The sequence below is a fragment of the Cupriavidus phytohabitans genome (assembly GCF_000426345.1).
In the GTDB taxonomy this organism is placed as follows: Bacteria; Pseudomonadota; Gammaproteobacteria; order Burkholderiales; family Burkholderiaceae; genus Cupriavidus.
In genome coordinates this window covers 1-15,831 of sequence record NZ_AUFE01000042.1, presented here as the reverse complement: position 1 = coordinate 15,831, position 15,831 = coordinate 1, and the positions used below count along the sequence as shown (strand labels likewise).

The following is a 15,831-nucleotide window of genomic DNA, read 5'->3' as shown; positions in this document are numbered from 1 at the left end:
TGATCTGTGGCTTCAGGCGGCCTGCCCTGTGGCGGCGCCGCCCAGGCGGCGGGCCAGTTCGACATACTCGCCGACGGGCACTTCCTCGGCACGACGGCCAAGGTCGAAGCCCATCGCGTCGAAGTCGACCTGGCCGCGCAGGAACGACAGGGTATTGCGCAGCACCTTGCGCCGCTGCGAGAAGGCCGCGGTGACCACGTCGCCGAGCACGGTGATGTCGCAGTCAGCATGCGGCGAGCGCAGACGGCCATCGTGATGGCGTGGCCACGGGATCATCCGCACCACGGCCGAATCGACCTTGGGCGGCGGGTTGAAACTGCCCGGCGGCACGTCCAGCACATGTTCCATGTAGTAGCGCACCTGCAGCATGATCGACAGCCGGCCGAAGGCCTTGCTGCCTGGCTCCGCCACCATGCGCTCGACTACCTCCTTCTGCAGCATGAAGTACTGGTCGCGAACCCGGTCGGCGAACTGCATCAGGTGGAACAGCAGCGGGCTCGAAATGTTGTATGGCAGGTTGCCGACGATGCGCAGCGGCCTGCCCGGCACTTCCAGCTTGCCGAAGTCGAAGTCCAGCGCGTCGCCGGCGTGTACCTGCAGGCGCTCGCCGTAGCGGCGGCGCAGGCGCTCGACCAGGTCGCGGTCGAGTTCGACCACCTGCATCTGCGGGATCCGTTCGAGCAGCGGGCTGGTCAGCGCGCCGAGCCCCGGCCCGATCTCGACCAGCACGTCCTCGGCTTGCGGATTGATGGCATTGACGATGCCGTGGATGATGGTGTCGTCGACCAGGAAGTTCTGCCCGAATCGCTTGCGGGCCACATGGCCCTGGTGCACGTTGGAACGCATGGTTCGATGTTGCAGCATGAGGTCCGGCTTCAGCAAGGCGGCTGCAAGCCAGGATTGGGATGGCCCGGATGGCTGGCGCCGCCGGCGCCATCGGGATGGCGGCCGTTGGCATGGCCGGCCATGGTGACCGCGCTGCGGATGGCCTCGATCATGCTGCCATGCTCGGCCTGGCCGGTGCCAGCCAGATCCAGCGCGGTGCCGTGGTCCACCGAAGTGCGGATGAAGGGCAGCCCCAGCGTGATGTTCACGCCGTGGCCGAAGGTGCCGTATTTCAGCGGCCCCAGCCCCTGGTCATGGTACATCGCCAGCACGCAATCGGCATCGCGCAGGTGGCGCGGCTGGAACAGCGTGTCGGCCGGGAACGGACCGCGCGCATCGATGCCGGCATCCTTGGCCTGCGCCAGCGCGGGCACGATCACGTCGATCTCCTCGCGGCCCATGTGCCCGCTTTCGCCGGCGTGCGGGTTCAGGCCCGTCACCAGGATGCGGGGGCGCGCGATGCCGAAGTAGTGGCGCAGGTCGGCATCGATGATGGTCAGGGTCTGCAACAGCAGCGGGACGGAGAGCGCATCCGGCACCGCGCGCAGCGGCAGGTGGGTCGTCGCCAGCGCCACGCGCAGCATGGCGTTGTCGTGCGCGGGCTGCGGGCCGGCCAGCATCATTACCACGCGCGGCACGCGGGCGCTGTCGGCCAGGTATTCGGTGTGACCGGTGAACGGCACGCCGGCGTCGTTGATGGTGCTCTTCTGCACCGGCGCCGTGACCATGGCCGCATAGCGCGGCGCGGCGCGGCCATGCGGGCGGCAGCCGGCGATGGCGGCATCGAGCAGCGCCAGCACGTACGGGCCGTTGCGTGCATCGAGGCGGCCGGGTTCGCATGCGACGGCCAGCGGGATGTCCTCGATCACCACATCGCCGTCGGCGATGCGCCGCTCCCAGGCGTGCGTCACGCCCAGCGCCGCGGCGCGTTCGGCCAGCAGGCGGGCATCGCCCAGCACATGGAAGCGGTAGTGCCCGCTGCCGCCATTGTTGCCATGGTTGGCGCCGGCGAGCTGCAGCAACGCCCCGATGGTGATATCGGGGCCGATGCCGGCGGGCTCGCCGGTGGAAATGGCCAGGGATAGCGGGTCAGGCATGTCGGCGTGGGCGGGAGGGCGGGTGAGCGGCGCTTGCGCGCGTCAGCGCTGCCGGTTGATGCGGTACTCGACGTACGCCTGCGAGCGCAGCTGGCGCACCCAGTCATCATACGCGGCCCGCAGCTTCTGTTCGCGGACCTCGGCGCGGGCAAAGTCGCGCTGCTTCTCGGGCGACAGCTCGGTCTCGCGGCGGTTCAGCACCTGGATCAGGTGCACGCCGAACTGCGTGACCACCGGCTCGGAGATCTCGTTCGGGCGCAGGCGGCTCATGGCCTGCTCGAATTCGGGCACCAGCTCGCCCGGCGAAACCCAGCCGAGGTCGCCGCCGTTCTGTGCCGAGCCATCCTGCGAGAAGCGCTTGGCCGCGTCGGCGAAGTCACCGCCGTGGGTGATGCGGTCGCGCAGCGTGCTGAGCTGGCGGCGCGCCTCGGCTTCGGGCATGTTGGGGCCGGTGCGGATCAGGATATGGCGCACCTGCGTCTGCGTGATCTTGCCTGCCGCGGCCTGGCCGGATGCCGGGGCAGCGCGCTTGGCCACCAGCTTGACCACGTGGAAGCCCGCGGCACTTTCCACCACCTGGGGCGCCACGGCGCCAGGCTGGAGGTCGACCACCGAGTTGGCGAACAGCGCCGGCAGGCGGCCGATCTCGCGAAAGCCCATGGCGCCGCCCTGCGCGGCTTCCGGGCCTTCCGAACTGGCTTGCGCCAGCTGTGCAAAGTCGGCGCCGCCCTGGGCCTGCTTCAGCAGCCCCTCGGCCTTGGCGCGCAGCGCCTGCTTCTGCGCGTCCGAGGCATTCTCGGGCACGCGCACGAGGATCTGCGCCACGTTGTATTCGGTCGGGCCGGTGGCCCCGGCCTGGCCACCGCGTGCAGCGAGGAAGTTGTCGATCTCGCCGTCGTAGACCTGCACCTTGGAATCGACCTCGCGCTCGCGCAGGCGGATCACCTGCACCTGCTTGCGCAGCTCGTCGCGGTACTTGGTCCAGGTCATGCCGCTGGCTTCCACGCGGCGGCGCAGCTCGGTGGCGTTCATGCGGTTCTGCTGCGCCACCGATTCGATGGCGCGGTCGATCTCCTGGTCGGTCACGCGGATGCCGGCTTCCTGCGCGGCCTGGGTCTGCACGCGTTCCATCACCAGGCGCTCCAGCACCTCGCCGAGCAGGTCGGCGCGCGGCGGGATCGGACGGCCGGCGGCGCGCAGCTGGCCTTCGATCTCATCGGCGCGGTCGAGCAGCTCGCGGCGCGTGATCACGCTGTTGTTGACCACGGCAACCACCTCGTCGACCAGCTGCGAGCGCTTCTGGTCGCCGGGCTGCGGCACGCCGAGCTTGGGCTGGCTCGCCGGCGCGGTGACGTCGGACGACTGCGGCACGAAGATGCCAGTGGCACGCCCGGTGCCTGGCGCCTTCAGCTGCGCGGCGGCCGGAACGGCGATCGCGGCCAGCACGGCCGGCAACAGCAGGCGGTGCCACGACGTCATGAGAAAGGAAAACAAGGCGAATTCTTGACGTTTCATCTTAATCCGTCATTCATAGTGATCGTACTGGGTCGTCGGCACCGGCTTGGCGGACACGGGCTCGTAGCCCGGCACGTTCAGGCGCAGGATGTTCAGCGGATTGGACCCGATCTTGGAAAGGCCACGGAACTCCACCTGCAGGAAGACCCGCCCGGTGTAGCCCTGCGTGGTGTTGCGGAAACGCTGGTAGACCACGCGGCCGACCCAGCAGTCCGCGGCGTATTCGACGCCGGCCAGCGTATCGACCATCTGGCTCGCGCTCAGGTCGAAGGCGAAGCGCGCGATGGCGTAGGCACGCCGCGTGATCGGCCACTGGCCCGACAACTCGAACTGGTCGATCGCGGTATTGTCGGTCACGGCGGTCGGACGGCGGTAGCGGTAGCCGGCGTTGAAGACCTTGCGCGGCTCGGGACGGTATGAAAACGCCACGTTGCCGTAGTTGACCCGGTCGGTATCCAGGTTGTACTGCACGCCCATGTCCAGGTAATAGCCCCGGAACATCTGGATGGTCGTCGCGGCGAGCAGGTCGGAGGCGCCAGGCTTGGGGTCCGCCAGCGTGCCATTGATCTGCACGCGCTGCCCGGTGAAGTCGTAGCGCTGCGCGATGGTGCCGCGGAAGCGCTCGATGCCGGAGTCCGACTCGATCAGGCGCGTGGTCAGGCCACCAGTGATCTTGTTGTTGTCGGCGATCCGGTCGTAGCCGGTGAACGGGTTCTCGCTGAAGATCTGGCCATAGCCGAAATCGGACTGGACCGTGTCGAACAGCGGGAACAGGCTCTGGTCGCGGAACGGCGTGTAGACGTAGAACAGGCGCGGCTCCAGCGTCTGTAGGTAGTTCACGCCGAACAGCCGGCTCATGGTCGGCGCCTCGCGCTCGAACGTCATGCCCGAATCAAGGCTGACGGTGGGCAGCACGCGCGAGAAATTGGTCTGCGCGTTGGGCGTATTGTCCTGCGACTCCATCTGGTACTGGGTCGCGTTGAACGTGACCTTCGGCGTCACGTACCAGCCGGCGCGCACGATCGGGTAGCTGATGCTCGGCTGGACATACATGCGCTCGCCCTGCGGCTGCTGGAAGCCGGTGGACGTCAGCGGGATGCGGAAGCGGGTGTAGTCCGCCTCCACCTGCACGTCGAAGCCGCCCAGGTCATAGCGGATGTACTTGCCGTTGAGCTGCGGCTCGCGCTCGTACGATGGCTCGCTGGGGCGCAGCGTCTGGAACTTCTGCACCCGCGCCATCAGGAAGAAATCCTGCCAGTTATAGGTGACGCCGCCTTCCTGCACGTACTGGCGCTGCGCGGACTGCGCCACGCTGCGGTTGAAGTCGTCCGGGTACTGGTCGTCCGAGACCCGGTTGACGTTCAGGTAGGCGTTCAGGCCCTTGGCCAGGTTCTGGTTGTGCTGGATCGAGTAGGCCCAGCGGTTCGAGTTGGTCTTCTGGTCGTCAGGCAGGAACTCGGCGCGGATGCGGCCGGAGTAGCCCTGCCCCAGGTAGCGGTACTCGCCGCCGAGCTGCAGGCCCCGCTCCGTCATCAGCCGCGGATAGATGGTCAGGTCGCGGTTCGGCGCGATGTTGAAGTAGTACGGCATCGTCAGGTCGAAACCCGAGCGCGAGCCGTAACCCATCAACGGCGCCAGGAAGCCGCTGCGGCGGTCATCGTTCAGCGGAAAGCTGAACGCCGGCGCCGCCGCGATCGGCACCCCGAAGAAATTCAGCACCCCGCCATAGGCCACGCCCACCTGGCGGTCGCTGTCCAGATCGATCTGGTTCGCGCTGAAATACCAGTCCGCGTTGTCCGGCGAGCAGGTGGTGTACGACGCCCGCTTGATAGTGCTGCGGTCCTTGTCCAGGAAATCGATGCGCTCGGCCTTGCCGGCGCCGCCGGTCTGCTGGAAGTAGTAGTCCGGCGAAAGCATGTAGCCTTCGTTGGCCTCGACCTTCAGCTTGGCCTCGGGCCCCACCGCCAGCGTGCCGCTGCGCGACAGCCGCACGTTGCCCTCGGCATGGGCCTCGTCCGTATCCTGGTCGTAGCTCAGCTTGTCGCCCTTGACCACGCCGCCGTCGCGGCGCAGCTCGGCATGGCCTTCGAGTTCGACGCCGCGCTCGCTGTAGCCCGTCATGCGGTCGCCTTCAATGAAGGTCGGCGCGCCGGAATCAGGCTCGCTGGTCTTGGGGGGCTCGGCCAGCCGCGGCACCAGTTCGCCGGAGACCGTGGGCGGCTCGGGCGCCTGCGGTGCGGCTTCGAACACCGGCTCGACCTGATCCAGGTCCGGAATCGCCGAGCCCGACATCTGCGCCTGGGCGCCGGCCGACAGGCCGGCCATGGCCAGCACCAGCGGGCGCAGCCGGCCAGCGTTCAGGCGGCCATTCAGGCGACCAGCGAGCCTGGCGCGGGCGGCGGCGCCAGTGGAGGCAGGCGAAAGCAAGGCCTTGTTATTCGGTGTTCGTCGTTGTTCGGTCATTCGCACGGGTTGTCAGTCTCGGCGTGGGCTGCGGCCGCCTGCAAGCCGCCAACCCCTGCCAGAGCAGGCTGCGGGGCAACGAAGGCCCCTCCCGGGGGCCGCCCGGCGCCCGGGTCTGGTCGGGTATTATACGGGGCATCCAAACCTGCCCTTGCGGCCGGCTTGCCCCGCTCCACGATATTTTTCCGCGCCCTTCCTGTATGGCAGCTCTTCCCCACGACCCACGCCTGGACCAGCTCAAGGCCTGGGTGTCCGGCCTTGGCCCCGCCTGGTCCGCCGATCCCGATTCCTGCGTGCCCGCATCGGCCGATGCCAGCTTCCGGCGCTATTTCCGCGTGCGCACCGGCAACCCGGCGCACCCGACCGCCATCGTCATGGACGCGCCGCCGGCACACGAGGACTGCCGACCCTTCATCCACGTCTGCCAGCTGTTCGGCGAGGCCGGCGTGACCGTGCCGACCGTGCTGGCGCAGGATCTGGCGCAGGGTTTCCTGCTGCTTGCGGACCTGGGCAGCCAGACTTACCTGTCGCGCCTGGACGACTCCACGGCCCATGGCATGTATGCCGATGCCGCCGCGGCGCTGGTCCGTATCCAGGCCGCCACCCGCCCCGGCGAACTGCCCGCGTACGACCGCGCGCTGCTGCAGCGCGAGCTCGACCTGTTCCCGCAGTGGTACGTGGCCAGGCACCTTGGCGCCACACTGAGCGACGCCCAGCAGGCCGATCTGCGCGAAGTGATGGATACGCTGCTTGCCAACAACCTGGCGCAACCGCAGGTCTACGTGCACCGCGACTACCACTCGCGCAACCTGATGATGCTGGACGGCGGCGCCAATCCTGGCGTGCTGGATTTCCAGGACGCGGTGATCGGCCCGATCACCTATGACGCGGTCTCGCTGTGGCGCGACGCCTATATCGAATGGGAAGAGGAACAGCAGCTCGACTGGCTGATCCGCTACTGGGAGCGTGCGCGCAAGGCCGGCCTGCCGGTCAATGCCGATTTCGGCGAGTTCTACCGCGATTTCGAATGGATGGGCCTGCAGCGCCACCTGAAGGTGCTGGGCATCTTCGCGCGCCTTTACCACCGCGACGGCAAGGACGGCTACCTCGCCAACCTGCCGCTGGTGCTGAAGTACACCCGCAGCGTTGCCGGCCGCTATACCGAGCTGCGCAAGCTGATCCGCCTGCTGGATGCGCTGGAAGGCGTGGCCAGCCCGGCCGGCTATACCTTCTGACGAAGTGCCTGACGTCAACGATCCGGCCCGCCCCCCCGCCATCACCGCCTTCGGCGAGTGGCTGGCCGGCGCGCGCGCGCTCGCGCCGATGCTGCTTGGCGTGGTGCCGTTCGGCCTGATCTACGGCGTGCTGGCGGTCGGCGCCGGCATGCCGGCATGGCTGGCCTGTGCCATGAGCGCGATCGTGTTCGGCGGCGCCTCGCAGATGATCCTGACCCAGCTGTGGACCGCCGGCACGCCCGCGGTGGTGATCACGCTGACGGTGGCGATGGTCAACCTGCGCCACGCGCTGTATTCCGCCACCATCGCGCCAACGCTGGCCCACCTGCCGCGCCGCTGGAAGGCGCTGATCGCCTACCTGCTGACCGACGAGGCCTTCGCCGCGATGACGCACCGGCTGGGCGATACCGGCCCGCGCGCGCAATACCGCCACTGGTACTACTTCGGCGGCGGCTTCGCGCTGTGGGCCAGCTGGCAAGTGTCGACGCTGGCCGGCGTGCTGGTCGGCGCCCAGGTGCCGCGCGACTGGCCGCTCGATTTCTTCCTGCCGCTGACCTTCATCGGCATCATCGTGCCCGGTCTCAAGCACCGCTCGCACGTGGCCGCCGCAGTGTCCGCCAGCGTGCTGGCGGTGGCCTGCTTCGGCCTGCCGCACAAGCTCGGGCTGATGGTGGCGGCGCTGGGCGGCATCGCCGCCGGCATGCTGGTGCTGGGCCGTGGCAACCGCCCCGGCGCGCGCCGGGCCGGGGCGGCGGATCGTTCCGGCTCGGTCGGCAAGGAGGCCGCATGAATGCGCTGACCTTGCTATGGGTCTTCCTGGCTGCGGGCCTGGCGACCTTCCTGATCCACCTGTCATTCATCGCCGTGGAAGGCCGCGTGCGGCTGCCGGCGTGGTTCCGCACCGCGCTGCAGTTCGTCCCGGCCGCCATGCTGTCGGCGCTGATCGCCCCCGACCTGCTGATGCAGGGCGGCGAGCTCGCGCTTACCCCAACCAATGCGCGGCTGGTGGCCGGCGTGGTCGCCATCCTGATCGCCGCGCGTACCCGCAGCGTCGGCTGGACCATTGCCGGCGGCATGGCCGCGCTCCTTGCCCTGGAGGCCCTCTTCTGATGAAGGTCATGATCTTCGCCGCCGGCCGCGGCGACCGCATGCGCCCGCTGACCGATACCTGCCCCAAGCCGCTGCTGGCCGTGGGCGGCAAGCCGCTGATCGTCTGGAAGATCGAGGCGCTGGCGCGCGCCGGCCTGCGCGACATCGTCATCAACCACGCGTGGCTCGGCGAGCAGATCGAGGCCGCGCTCGGCGACGGCAGCCGCTTCGGCGTGCGCATCGCCTACTCGCCCGAAACCGAGGCGCTGGAAACCGCCGGCGGCATCGCCAAGGCCCTGCCGCTGCTGTCGCACGACCCGGCACGCGGCGAGATCTTCCTGGCCGTGTCTGGCGACATCTTCTGCGACTACGACTTCCGCACCCTGCTGCCCCGCGCCGCCGCGCTGGCAGGCGCGGCCGAGCCGCGCATGCACCTGGTGATGGTGCCCAACCCCGCATTCCACCCGCGCGGCGACTTTGCGATGGATGCCCAGGGCCGACTGTCGCTGGACGAGCATCCGACGCATGGCGAGCGCCTTACCTTCGGCAATATCGGCCTGTACGACACGCGCCTGTTCACTGGCATCGCCCCCGGCAGCCGTGTCGCCATGACGCCGCTCTACCGCGCCGCAATCACCGCGGGCACCGCTACGGGCGAACGTTTCGCAGGTCGCTGGGAGAACGTCGGCACGCCGGCGCAGCTGGACGAGCTGAACGCCAGTATTGCGCCTGTGGCGGCCGCCTTCGTGGGCCGCTGATCGAGGCGGACCCGAGCCGTGCCATGGCAGTGGCGCGGCGCGCCTTTTGCTGCACCGACGCTGCAACCTGCCCGGCGGCGTTAGAATCGGCCTGATCCTCCTCTTTCCCAGGCCACACCATGTCCGCACCCGACAACGCCCTTCTCGCCGCCTGCCGCGAACGCCGCGCCCGTGTGCTGCAGCACCTGCGCGCCGGCGGCGGTGGCGTGGCGATCCTGCCTACGGCGCCGGAAGCCATGCGCAACCGCGACAGCGACTATCCGTACCGGCACGACAGCTATTTCTATTACCTGACCGGCTTCACCGAGCCCGAGGCCGTGCTGGTGCTGGTGGCCGGCGCGCCCGGCGACCCGGACGATGCCGACCGCAGCATCCTGTTCTGCCGTCCCAAGCATGAGGAGCGCGAGATCTGGGACGGTTTCCGTTACGGCCCCGAAGGGGCACGCGCCGCGTTCGGCTTCGACGAGGCGCATTCGTTCGAAGAAATCGACGCGACGCTGCCGCCGCTGCTGGCCAATCGCGGACAGGTGGCCTACCCGCTGGCCGAGTCGACCCGCACCGACATGCAGATGCGCCGCTGGCTCGACGCCGTGCGCATGCAGGGCCGCGCGGGCGTGTCCGCGCCGTCGGCGGCGATCGATATCCGCACGGTGCTCGACGAGATGCGGCTGTTCAAGGACGCGGGCGAACTGGCGATCATGCGCCGCGCCGGCGAAATCTCCGCCGGGGCCCATGTGCGCGCGATGCAGGCCACGCGCCCGGGCCTGCGCGAATACCACCTCGAAGCCGAACTGCTCTATGAATTCCGCCGCCACGGCGCGCAGAGCGTGGCCTACAACTCGATCGTCGCCGCCGGCCCCAACGCCTGCGTGCTGCACTACCGCGCCGGCCCGGCCGAGCTGAAGGATGGCGACCTGTGCCTGATCGATGCCGGCTGCGAGCTTGACGGCTACGCTTCGGACATCACCCGCACCTTCCCGGTGTCGGGACGCTTTTCGCCCGCGCAGCGCGAGTTGTATGACCTGGTGGTAGCAGCGCAGGAAGCCGCGATCGCCGAAACCCGCGCCGGCGTGCCCTACAACGTGCCGCACGATGCCGCCGTGCGCGTGCTGGCGCAAGGCATGCTCGATACCGGCCTGCTCGACCGCAACAAGGAAGGCACGCTCGACGACGTGCTGGCCAGCGGCAGCTACCGCCGCTTCTACATGCACCGCACCGGGCACTGGCTTGGCATGGACGTGCACGACGTGGGCGAGTACCGCGTCGCCAGCCACAGCGGCGAAGGCGAGCGTCCGTGGCGGCCGCTGCAGCCGGGCATGGTGCTGACCATCGAGCCCGGCATCTACGTGCGCCCGGCGGAGGACGTGCCGGAGCGCTACTGGCATATCGGCATCCGCATCGAGGATGACGCCGTGGTGACCGATGGCGACTGCGAGCTGATCACCCGCGGCGTGCCGGTACATGCCGACGAGATCGAAACGCTGATGCGCGACGCCGGAGGCCGGCGATGATCGGCTGGCTGCGCAGAATCTTTCCCGGCCAGGGCCGCACCCAGGCTTCGGCCTCGCCAACGCGCGATCCGTCAGAACCGTTCATCATCAACCTGTTCGACGACCGCGTCGTGGTGCACCGCCCCGATGGCCAGCGCGAGGAAATCGCGTGGGACACGCTGGAACGCGTCGTGGTGCGCGTCTCCAACCGCGAGCCCTGGGCGGGCGCCGCCTGGCTGATCCTGGTCGGCGCGCCCGACAGCGGCCAGGGTTGCGTGGTCCCGGCCGATGCCGCCAACTATGCCGCGCTGCTCGAGCAACTGCGCGCGCTGCCCGGTTTCAACCAGCAGAAGCTCGACAATGCGCTGCGCGACGCCGCGGCCGGCAAGTCGCGCACTGACGCGATCTGCTGGAAGCGCGGTGCCGGCGAGACTGGCGGCGGCAGCGATGCCCCGGGCGGCAATACCGGAGGCAGTGACAATGCCGGTCGCACCAGCTGATCTCCACGACATCGCCATCGTCGGCGGCGGCCCGGTGGGACTGGCGCTGGCCTGCCAGCTGCTGCGCACCACCGACTGGCGCATCGCGCTGATCGATGCGGCCACGCCGGCGCGCGCCGCGCGCGATCCGCGCGCGATCGCGCTGTCGTACGGCAGCCGCCAGTTGCTCGAACAGATCGGCGCCTGGCCCGTGCCAGGCTGCCCGATCGAGCATATCCACGTGTCGCAGCGCGGCCGCTTCGGCCACGTCCGGTTGCACCATGATGACTACGGCGTGCCGGCATTGGGCTATGTAGTCCGCTATGGCGAGCTGTGCGACGTGCTCGAACGCGCCCTCGCGCGCGCCGCGCAGGCTTGCCCGGCCGACCGGCTGCAGCGCGTATTCGAGACCCGCATCGACCAGATCGAGCAGCCACCATCGGCCGGCACCGGCGACGATGCCGACGGCGGCACGGTGCAGCTGACCGGCACCGCCCATGACGGGCAGACAGCGGTCTTTGCCTCCCGGGTGGCGATCCAGGCCGAGGGCGGCTTGTTCCACGAGCAGGCCCGGCACCAGGGCCGCGGCGCGCGCACGCGCGACTACGGGCAGACCGCCCTGATCGCCCATGTGGCCTGCTCACGCCCGCAGCCGGGTTGGGCCTGGGAACGCTTTACCGAGGAAGGCCCGCTGGCGCTGCTGCCGCACGACCAGCATGGCGTGCCGGGCTACGCGCTGGTGTGGTGCTGCCCGCCGGAACAGGCCGCACGGCGGCTGGCGCTGCCCGACGCGGAGTTCGCACTGGAACTTGGCCGTGCCTTCGGCGACCGCATGGGCTATTTCACGCTGGCGGGCAAGCGCCATGCCTTTCCGCTGGGGCTGAACGCCGCGCCGGTCACGGTCAGCGGCCGCGTCGCTGCGGTCGGCAATGCGGCGCAGACGCTGCACCCGGTGGCGGGCCAGGGCCTCAACCTGGGCCTGCGCGACGCCTTCGCGCTGGCCGACTCGCTGCGTGCGGCCTGCACGCCGCAGGCGCTGCAGGCCTTTGCCAGCCGGCATCGGCTCGACCGCGCGGTCACCATCGGCGTCACCGACCTGCTGCCGCGGCTGTTCGGTGTGCCCTACCCGCTTGCCGCGCATGCCCGCGGGGCGTCGCTGGCGGCGCTGGCCTGCCTGCCGCCGTTGCGGCACGCGCTGGCGCGCCACATGATGTTCGGTATGCGCCGCTGAAGTCGGGCATCGGGGATCTGTGGCGCGTGCGCCACGTACCACAGATCCCGCTACAGATTGCGCCATCGATGCTCAATTCTTGGGCAGTCGCTCCCGTTTGGCGGTAGAATCTCGCCCTCGCACATGTCCCGATCCATCGCCGGCTGCAGTTTCGGCAGGGGCATGTTTTTCCGTTTCGTCTCTGTTTCGCCCGATCGTCACAAGAAGGTCCCCGAACCAGAGCAGGCCATCCCGATCCTTCCCGGCGCGCGCGCCGCCAGGGCGGCAGGGCCCCCAGCAGAACCGCCGCCCTATCGTGCAGATCGGACCTCACCAACTCCGCAACAACCTGTTTGTCGCCCCCATGGCGGGCGTGACGGACCGGCCGTTCCGCCAGCTGTGCAAGCAGCTCGGCGCGGGTTATGCGGTGTCGGAAATGGTGGCGTCCAACGCACAGCTGTGGAAAAGCGAAAAGACCATGCGCCGCGCCAACCACGCAGGCGAGGTCGAGCCCATCGCCGTGCAGATCGCCGGCGCCGAGCCTTCCATGATGGCCGAGGCGGCGCGATACAACGTCGACCGCGGCGCGCAGATCATCGACATCAACATGGGCTGCCCGGCCAAGAAGGTGTGCAACGTGGCCGCCGGCTCGGCGCTGCTGCAGAACGAGCCGCTGGTGGTGCGCATCGTCGAGGCGGTGGTCGCCGCCGTCGGTGATCGCGTGCCGGTCACGCTGAAGATCCGCACCGGCTGGAACCGCGAGAACCGCAATGCGCTGCGCGTCGCGCGCATGGTCGAGGACGCGGGCATCAGCATGCTCACCATCCACGGGCGCACCCGTGCCGACCTGTACCACGGCGACGCCGAGTACGAGACCATTGCCGCGGTCAAGGCAGCGGCCTCGATCCCGGTGGTTGCCAACGGCGACATCACCACGCCGCAGAAGGCCAGGCAAGTACTGGCGCTGACCGGCGCGGACGCGATCATGATCGGCCGCGCGGCGCAGGGCCGGCCGTGGCTGTTCCGTGAGATCGAGCACTTCCTGAAGACCGGCGAGATGCTGCCGTCGCCCGAGGTGGCCGAGATCCGCGCGATCATGAACGCGCACCTGGAAGACCACTACGCCTTCTACGGCGAGTTCACCGGCGTGCGCACCGCGCGCAAGCATATTGCCTGGTACACGCGCGGCCTGCGCGGCGCGAACCTGTTCCGGCACCGGATGAACACGCTGGAGTCCACCACCGAGCAACTGGCGGCGGTCAACGCCTTCTTCGACGAGCAGGCGCAGTTCTCGGACCGGCTGGTGTACGTGGACGACGATCAGGGCAGACAAGATAAAGACGAAGCGAACAACAACAAAAACGGGGAGTTGCTTGCCGCATGAGCCGCAACGCTATCGACCAGTGCATCCGGGATAGCCTGGACACGTATTTTCGCGACCTGGACGGTGAAGAGCCTTCCAATATGTACAACATGGTGCTCGAGGCCGTCGAACGGCCGCTGCTGGAAGCCGTGATGGTGCGCGCCGAGCGCAACCAGTCGCTGGCGGCCGCCTACCTGGGCATCAATCGCAACACGCTGCGCAAGAAGCTGCAGCAGCACGGTTTACTTTGAATTTGAAGCGTTTCCCACAGCCATGATCAAGCAAGCCCTCCTTTCCGTTTCCGACAAGACCGGCATCGTCGAATTCGCGCGCGAACTGAACGCGCTCGGCGTGACGCTGCTTTCCACCGGCGGCACCGCCAAGCTGCTGGCCGACAGCGGCCTGCCCGTGACGGAGGTGGCCGACTACACCGGCTTCCCGGAAATGCTCGACGGCCGCGTCAAGACGCTGCACCCGAAGGTCCACGGCGGCATCCTGGCGCGCCGCGACCTGCCCGAGCACATGGCCGCGCTGGCCGAGCACAATATCCCCACCATCGACCTGCTGGTGGTGAATTTGTACCCGTTCCAGCAGACCGTGGCCAAGGATGACTGCACGCTGCCGGACGCGATCGAGAACATCGATATCGGCGGCCCGACCATGCTGCGCTCGGCGGCCAAGAACCACCGTGACGTGACCGTCATCGTCGACCCGGCCGATTACGCCGTGGTGCTCGGTGAAATGCGCGCAAACGGCAACAGCGTCGGCTACGACACCAACTTCCGCCTCGCCACCAAGGTGTTCGCGCACACGGCGCAGTACGACGGCGCCATCACCAACTACCTGACCAGCCTCGGCGCCGACAAGTCGCACCAGGCCCGCAGCGCCTACCCGCAGACGCTGAACCTGGCGTTCGACAAGGTCCAGGAAATGCGCTACGGCGAGAACCCGCACCAGTCGGCGGCGTTCTACCGTGACCTGAAGGCGGTGGATGGCGCGCTGGCCAACTACGTGCAGCTGCAGGGCAAGGAGCTGTCGTACAACAACATCGCCGATGCCGACGCGGCTTGGGAATGCGTCAAGTCGTTCGACGCGGCCAATGGCGCGGCCTGCGTGATCATCAAGCACGCCAACCCTTGCGGCGTGGCGCTGGGCACCAACGCGCTGGAAGCGTATGAGAAGGCGTTCAAGACCGACTCCACCTCGGCCTTCGGCGGCATCATCGCTTTCAACGTGGAACTGGATGAAGCCGCTGCGCAGGCCGTGGCCAAGCAGTTCGTTGAAGTGCTGATTGCGCCGTCGTTCAGCGCCGCCGCGCGCGCCGTATTCGCGGCCAAGCAGAACGTGCGCCTGCTGGAGATTCCGCTGGGCAAGGGGATCAACCAGTATGACTTCAAGCGCGTCGGTGGCGGCCTGCTGGTGCAGAGCCCGGATGCCAAGAACGTGCAGCCGTCCGAGCTGCGGGTGGTGACACGCCGTCATCCGACGCCGAAGGAAATGGATGATCTGATGTTTGCCTGGCGTGTGGCGAAGTTCGTCAAGTCCAATGCCATCGTGTTCTGTGGCGGTGGCATGACGCTGGGTGTCGGTGCCGGGCAGATGAGCCGTGTGGATTCGGCTCGCATCGCCAGCATCAAGGCGCAGAATGCCGGGCTGACGCTGGCTGGCTCCGCCGTGGCGTCGGATGCGTTCTTCCCGTTCCGTGATGGGTTGGATGTTGTTGTGGATGCGGGTGCTATGTGCGTGATTCAGCCGGGTGGGTCGATGCGGGATGATGAGGTGATTGCTGCGGCGGATGAACGTGGGATTGCGATGGTGTTGACTGGGACGCGGCATTTCAGGCATTAAGCGTTTTGGTTGACGGCTGGGGTTGTTGCTGTTGGTGACATGCTGTCGGCTTTTGAAGCTGTGTTGTCGCCGTTGATGACATGCTGTCGGCCGTTGAAACGCCTGGTTCCGCCCTCCTGGGCGGGTCACTTTTTGTCCGAGCGACAAAAAGTAACCAAAAAGCGCGTCGCCTTAGCGGCTGGCTATCAAGTTGGCGGTGTGGGTGGTTCGGGCGGTGGTGATTTCCGTTCGATGTAGCCAGTGGTTCGAGCCTGCTACGCCAGGTGAGTCTGGGATAGTGGCTGCGTCGACCCACCATTGAACGATCCCCATGCCGGGCGTAGGCCGCCTGCTGCCGGCGTCAACGCGAGGACGCCTACGGCTGCGCTGCGCGCGCTCAGTATCGTAGGTCGGGGGCTC

The 15,831-nt window shown here is 68.2% G+C and carries 14 protein-coding genes; 10 read left to right on the top strand and 4 right to left on the bottom strand.

Annotation, left to right across the window (positions count from 1 at the left end; translation table 11 throughout):
* Positions 1–12: 12 nt before the first annotated feature.
* The 4 genes from rsmA to K309_RS0124105 are packed head-to-tail and all read right to left on the bottom strand — an operon-like array spanning position 13 to position 5,960.
* Positions 13–846: a 16S rRNA (adenine(1518)-N(6)/adenine(1519)-N(6))-dimethyltransferase RsmA gene (gene rsmA, locus K309_RS0124120; protein WP_029048794.1), complete on the bottom strand. Its 834-nt coding sequence runs from the start codon at positions 844–846 to the stop codon at positions 13–15.
* Positions 847–875: 29 nt separating this feature from the next.
* Positions 876–1,982 carry a 4-hydroxythreonine-4-phosphate dehydrogenase PdxA gene (gene pdxA, locus K309_RS0124115; protein WP_029048793.1) on the bottom strand — a complete coding sequence of 369 codons (1,107 nt, stop codon included), beginning with the start codon at positions 1,980–1,982 and terminating at the stop codon, positions 876–878.
* A 42-nt stretch (positions 1,983–2,024) separates the two neighbouring features.
* Positions 2,025–3,497 carry a peptidylprolyl isomerase gene (locus K309_RS0124110; RefSeq protein ID WP_029048792.1) on the bottom strand — a complete coding sequence of 491 codons (1,473 nt, stop codon included), beginning with the start codon at positions 3,495–3,497 and terminating at the stop codon, positions 2,025–2,027.
* 9 nt (positions 3,498–3,506) lie between these two features.
* Positions 3,507–5,960: an LPS-assembly protein LptD gene (locus K309_RS0124105; RefSeq protein WP_029048791.1), complete on the bottom strand. Its 2,454-nt coding sequence runs from the start codon at positions 5,958–5,960 to the stop codon at positions 3,507–3,509.
* A gap of 200 nt (positions 5,961–6,160) precedes the next feature.
* Between K309_RS0124105 and K309_RS0124100 the strand changes: the two genes are divergently transcribed.
* From K309_RS0124100 to purH, 10 genes are all read left to right on the top strand, one after another.
* Positions 6,161–7,195 (top strand): aminoglycoside phosphotransferase family protein, encoded by a 1,035-nt coding sequence (locus K309_RS0124100; protein WP_029048790.1) that lies wholly within the window; start codon positions 6,161–6,163, stop codon positions 7,193–7,195.
* Positions 7,196–7,283: 88 nt separating this feature from the next.
* On the top strand, positions 7,284–7,985 hold the full coding sequence (locus K309_RS0124095) for an AzlC family ABC transporter permease (protein WP_232232473.1): 702 nt from the start codon (positions 7,284–7,286) through the stop codon (positions 7,983–7,985).
* Positions 7,982–8,305 carry an AzlD domain-containing protein gene (locus K309_RS0124090; protein WP_029048788.1) on the top strand — a complete coding sequence of 108 codons (324 nt, stop codon included), beginning with the start codon at positions 7,982–7,984 and terminating at the stop codon, positions 8,303–8,305. The genes K309_RS0124095 and K309_RS0124090 overlap by 4 nt, the downstream gene beginning before the upstream one ends.
* Positions 8,305–9,042 carry an N-acetylmuramate alpha-1-phosphate uridylyltransferase MurU gene (murU, locus tag K309_RS0124085; protein WP_029048787.1) on the top strand — a complete coding sequence of 246 codons (738 nt, stop codon included), beginning with the start codon at positions 8,305–8,307 and terminating at the stop codon, positions 9,040–9,042. Before K309_RS0124090 ends, murU begins: the two co-directional genes overlap by 1 nt.
* A 119-nt stretch (positions 9,043–9,161) precedes the next feature.
* Positions 9,162–10,553 (top strand): aminopeptidase P N-terminal domain-containing protein, encoded by a 1,392-nt coding sequence (locus tag K309_RS0124080; protein ID WP_029048786.1) that lies wholly within the window; start codon positions 9,162–9,164, stop codon positions 10,551–10,553.
* Positions 10,550–11,032: a hypothetical protein gene (locus K309_RS0124075; RefSeq protein WP_029048785.1), complete on the top strand. Its 483-nt coding sequence runs from the start codon at positions 10,550–10,552 to the stop codon at positions 11,030–11,032. Before K309_RS0124080 ends, K309_RS0124075 begins: the two co-directional genes overlap by 4 nt.
* Complete coding sequence (locus K309_RS0124070; RefSeq protein WP_029048784.1) at positions 11,013–12,242, top strand: UbiH/UbiF/VisC/COQ6 family ubiquinone biosynthesis hydroxylase; 1,230 nt, start codon at positions 11,013–11,015, stop codon at positions 12,240–12,242. The genes K309_RS0124075 and K309_RS0124070 overlap by 20 nt, the downstream gene beginning before the upstream one ends.
* 295 nt (positions 12,243–12,537) lie before the next feature.
* A complete protein-coding gene (gene dusB / locus K309_RS0124065) occupies positions 12,538–13,605 on the top strand; it encodes a tRNA dihydrouridine synthase DusB (RefSeq protein ID WP_029048783.1) in 1,068 nt (355 codons plus the stop codon).
* Positions 13,602–13,835: a Fis family transcriptional regulator gene (locus K309_RS0124060; protein ID WP_019447044.1), complete on the top strand. Its 234-nt coding sequence runs from the start codon at positions 13,602–13,604 to the stop codon at positions 13,833–13,835. The genes dusB and K309_RS0124060 overlap by 4 nt, the downstream gene beginning before the upstream one ends.
* A gap of 22 nt (positions 13,836–13,857) precedes the next feature.
* Positions 13,858–15,432, top strand: a complete 1,575-nt coding sequence (purH, locus tag K309_RS0124055) for a bifunctional phosphoribosylaminoimidazolecarboxamide formyltransferase/IMP cyclohydrolase (protein ID WP_029048782.1) — start codon at positions 13,858–13,860, stop codon at positions 15,430–15,432.
* Positions 15,433–15,831 lie beyond the last annotated feature (399 nt).